Annotated in this window: 4 protein-coding genes; 3 read left to right on the top strand and 1 reads right to left on the bottom strand. The window is 69.4% G+C overall.

Annotated elements, in window-relative coordinates:
* On the bottom strand, positions 1-693 hold a 693-nt coding region (locus AB0A69_RS28960; RefSeq protein ID WP_361428150.1), incomplete at its 3' end, for a nitrate- and nitrite sensing domain-containing protein.
* A gap of 586 nt (positions 694-1279) precedes the next feature.
* On the opposite strand from AB0A69_RS28960, the gene AB0A69_RS28955 reads away from it, so the two are divergent.
* The 3 genes from AB0A69_RS28955 (at position 1280) to gltX (ending at position 3798) form a co-directional block, all read left to right on the top strand.
* Positions 1280-1462, top strand: coding sequence for a hypothetical protein (locus AB0A69_RS28955; RefSeq protein ID WP_361428148.1), 183 nt, complete (start codon positions 1280-1282; stop codon positions 1460-1462).
* An 82-nt stretch (positions 1463-1544) separates the two neighbouring features.
* Positions 1545-2333, top strand: a complete 789-nt coding sequence (locus AB0A69_RS28950) for a fumarylacetoacetate hydrolase family protein (RefSeq protein ID WP_361428146.1) — start codon at positions 1545-1547, stop codon at positions 2331-2333.
* Entirely contained in the window at positions 2326-3798 is a 1473-nt protein-coding gene (gltX, locus tag AB0A69_RS28945; protein ID WP_361428144.1) for a glutamate--tRNA ligase, read from the top strand. The genes AB0A69_RS28950 and gltX overlap by 8 nt, the downstream gene beginning before the upstream one ends.
* Positions 3799-4019 lie beyond the last annotated feature (221 nt).

Below are 4019 nucleotides of genomic sequence, written 5' to 3'. Positions count from 1 at the left end.
GTCCTTGCGGATGTCCCCGAGGGTGATCACCTGGGTGGCGATCTGGTTCACGTTCGACCGGATCGACTGCAGGGCCTCGTCGTCCTGGGTGTCACCGATCTCCTCGGTGGCGTCCAGGAAGGCCTTCTGCGCGAGGTCGGCCGTCTTGCGCTTCTCGGTGATCTTGTAGTCCGAGCTGATCGGACCGTCCGCGTCGGTGCGGTTGGCGAGCGGGCCCGCCGTCAGGTCGCGCTCCTCCTGGAGCGCCTGGGCGAGGTCGGTCGCCTCTTTGGTGAGCTTGGTGAGCAGCTGCATGTGATCCAGCTGCTCCATGTCGTTCATGGACTCGTTGATACGGAGTCCACCCAGCGTGGTCGCGGCGACCACGGGCAGGGCGAGCAGGGAGACGAGACGGGTGCTGATGCGCCAGTTGCGCAGGGCTATTCGGGAGCCGGCGTCGCTCGGCCCGGCGCTCTTGCCCTTGGCGCCCTTCGCGGCCTTGGTGCCCTTGACACCCTTGCCCTTCGGAGCGGCCGGGGACTCGGAGCCGCCCGGTGCGGCACTCCCGCGTCCGGCGCGGCCGGCGCCGTCACCGGCGGCCGCCTGTCCGGGGTTCTGGGTGCGCTGGGGTGAGGAGCCGCGGTCGGTCCCGCCGCGCGGCTCCTGCTCCGCCGCAGCTTCCCCTCGGCCCTTGCGGGCCGGGGGAGACCCCATGCCATCCCTCTTGAAACGTCCCTGCACTAGCGTCGCAACCTCTGGACCAGGCGTCCCTCCGCGTGAACGGAAAGGACGGTGTCGGCGTCGTGGAGCGCGAGTCGCGCTCCATGGTGGTCGTGAGTGACCGGCGCAGATCCCCTTCCCGCCGCCGCTTCGGCGCTGCGTTGCGCCCGCTGCGCGCCGGTCTGATTCCGCGGCGGTGCGTGGAATTCCAGCACAGTGCCGGAACTCCAACAAGGGCGACGGTACCCACCCCGGGCCCGGTCGCGGAATGTGCGTGGCCCTTCACCGTACGTGGAAGCCGTTAGGGGAGGAAGCGGACTTCAGTGGACGAGTCGCTTACGGGTGGGGGGTGTCCTAGTCGCCATGATCAGGAGCGGAATGAGCGCTTCACACGTGCAATGTCCGTTTTCACTGGTCCAACCAGCGGCCTGAAACGTCCGGATTGTCCCTGGTGTCGTGAGCAAACTCACATATAGATCGGTGCCTCTTACCGCTATGGGCGGGGAATCGAATGTTTAGCCTGACGCTTTACATAGACACCCGTTCTGTAAGCCCCTACCTGCCGAGGTCCGACCCACCGATGAAGACGACGATGATCATCCGCTCCATCGCCAACCCCCGCCGCACCACCCTGGCGCACCTGGCCGACGCCGGTGAGCTCGCCCAGGGCGTGAAGCCGGAGCACCCGACGGACCTCCCGGCCAGCACCGCCAACCCGCGGCGCACGACCCTCATGGACGCCCCGGTCCCCGCCGCGCGGTAATCCGGCAGGTCGGCCGCGCCTCCCGCGTTAGCCTGGAGCGTCAGACTCCAGTCACCAGCGGAAGTAAGGGGCACGGCATCCCGTGCGCATCGCCAGGTTCTCCATCGACGGCAATGTCGCCTTCGGCGCGGTCGAGGGCGACGCCGCCCCCGGCACCGGGGGCGGTCTCGTCCTCGACATCATCAAGGGTATTCCGTACGGGGACTTCGAACTCAGCGGGACCAAGGTCCCGCTGAGCAAGGTCCGCCTCCTGCCGCCCGTCCTCCCGAACAAGGTCGTGGCCATCGGCCGCAACTACGCGGAGCACGCCGCGGAGCTCGGCAACGAGGTCCCCGACGTCCCCGTCGCCTTCTTCAAGCCCACCACCTCGGTGATCGGCTCCGGCGACGCCATCGAGTACCCCACCTTCTCGAACGAGCTCCACCACGAGGCGGAGCTCGCCGTCGTGATCGGCCGCATGTGCCGCGAGGTCCCGCGCGAGCGCGTCAAGGACGTCGTCTTCGGCTACACCTGCGCCAACGACGTCACCGCGCGCGACGTCCAGCAGCGCGAGAAGCAGTGGGCCCGCGCCAAGGGCTTCGACACCTCCTGCCCGCTCGGCCCCTGGGTGGAGACCGACCTCGACCCGGGCGACCTCACGATCCAGTGCACGGTCAACGGCGAACAGCGCCAGCTGGGTCGTACGAGCGACATGATCCGCTCCGTGGAGGACCTGGTCGTCCACATCACCGAGGCCATGACGCTGCTCCCCGGCGACGTCATCCTCACGGGCACCCCGGCCGGAGTCGGACCGCTCAACGTCGGCGACGAGGTCGCCGTCACCATCGAAGGCATCGGCACTCTCACCAACAAGGTGATCAAGCGTGGCTAACGCGATCCGCGTACGTTTCTGTCCCTCGCCGACCGGCAACCCCCACGTGGGCCTGGTCCGCACCGCCCTGTTCAACTGGGCCTTCGCCCGGCACCACCAGGGCACCATGGTCTTCCGCATCGAGGACACCGACGCGGCCCGCGACTCGGAGGAGTCCTACCACCAGCTCCTCGACTCGCTGCGCTGGCTCGGCCTCGACTGGGACGAGGGCCCCGAGGTCGGCGGCCCCCACGCGCCGTACCGCCAGTCGCAGCGCATGGAGATCTACAAGGAGATCGCCGACAAGCTGCTCGCCGGCGGCCACGCGTACCGCTGCTACTGCACCGCCACCGAGCTCGACGAGCGCCGCGAGGCCGCCCGCGCCGCCGGCAGGCCCTCCGGCTACGACGGCACGTGCCGCGACCTCACCGCCGAGCAGAAGGCGGCGTACGAAGCGGAGGGCCGCGAGTCGATCGTCCGCTTCCGGATGCCCGACGAGCCGATCACCTTCACCGACCTGGTCCGCGGCGAGCTCACGTTCACCCCGGAGAACGTCCCGGACTACGGCATCGTCCGCGCCAACGGCGCCCCCCTCTACACGCTCGTCAACCCCGTCGACGACGCGCTGATGGAGATCACCCACGTCCTGCGCGGCGAGGACCTGCTCTCCTCCACCCCGCGCCAGATCGCCCTCTACAAGGCGCTGATCGAGCTGGGCGTCGCCAAGACCATCCCCGCCTTCGGCCACCTGCCGTACGTCATGGGCGAGGGCAACAAGAAGCTCTCCAAGCGCGACCCGCAGGCCTCGCTGAACCTCTACCGAGAGCGCGGCTTCCTCCCCGAGGGCCTGCTGAACTACCTCTCGCTCCTCGGCTGGTCCTTCTCCGCCGACCAGGACGTCTTCACCATCCCCGAGATGGTCGAGAAGTTCGACATCGCGGACGTCAACGCCAACCCGGCCCGCTTCGACCTGAAGAAGGCCGAGGCGATCAACGCCGACCACATCCGCCGCCTGGACGTGAAGGCGTTCGCCGAGGCCTGCGAGCCCTGGCTGCGCGCCCCGCACGCCCCCTGGGCCCCGGAGGACTTCGACCGCGCGGCCTGGGAGGCCATCGCACCGCACGCCCAGACCCGTCTGACCGTGCTCTCCGAGATCACGCAGAACGTCGACTTCCTCTTCCTCCCGGAGCCCGTCGATGACGAGGCGTCCTGGCAGAAGGCCATGAAGGAGGGCTCCGACGCCCTGCTGCGCACGGCCCGCGCCAAGCTGGAGGCGGCGGACTGGACCAGCCCCGAGTCCCTCAAGGAGGCCGTCCTCGCCGCCGGCGAGGAGCACGGCCTCAAGCTCGGCAAGGCCCAGGCCCCGGTCCGCGTCGCGGTCACCGGCCGCACCGTCGGCCTGCCGCTCTTCGAGTCCCTGGAGATCCTGGGCAAGGACCGCACCCTGGCCCGCATCGACGCGGCTCTGGCGAAGCTCGGCGGCTGACCCCGTCCCGGCGGTACCGTCGGGACCATGCCGATCCGCGCGGTCCTCTGGGACATCGACACTGTGCCGATTCGGGGGATAACCCCCGAACCCCCAGCAGGGGCGGCGCTCGGGGATACGGTTGCACCATGCCGATCCGCGCGGTCCTCTGGGACATCGACACTGTGCCGATTCGGGGGATAACCCCCGAACCCCCAGCAGGGGCGGCGCTCGGGGATACG

Origin of the sequence: Streptomyces sp. NPDC045431 (assembly GCF_040646655.1) — a bacterium.
Taxonomy (GTDB): domain Bacteria; phylum Actinomycetota; class Actinomycetes; order Streptomycetales; family Streptomycetaceae; genus Streptomyces.
This window is presented reverse-complemented; position numbering and strand designations above follow the sequence as displayed.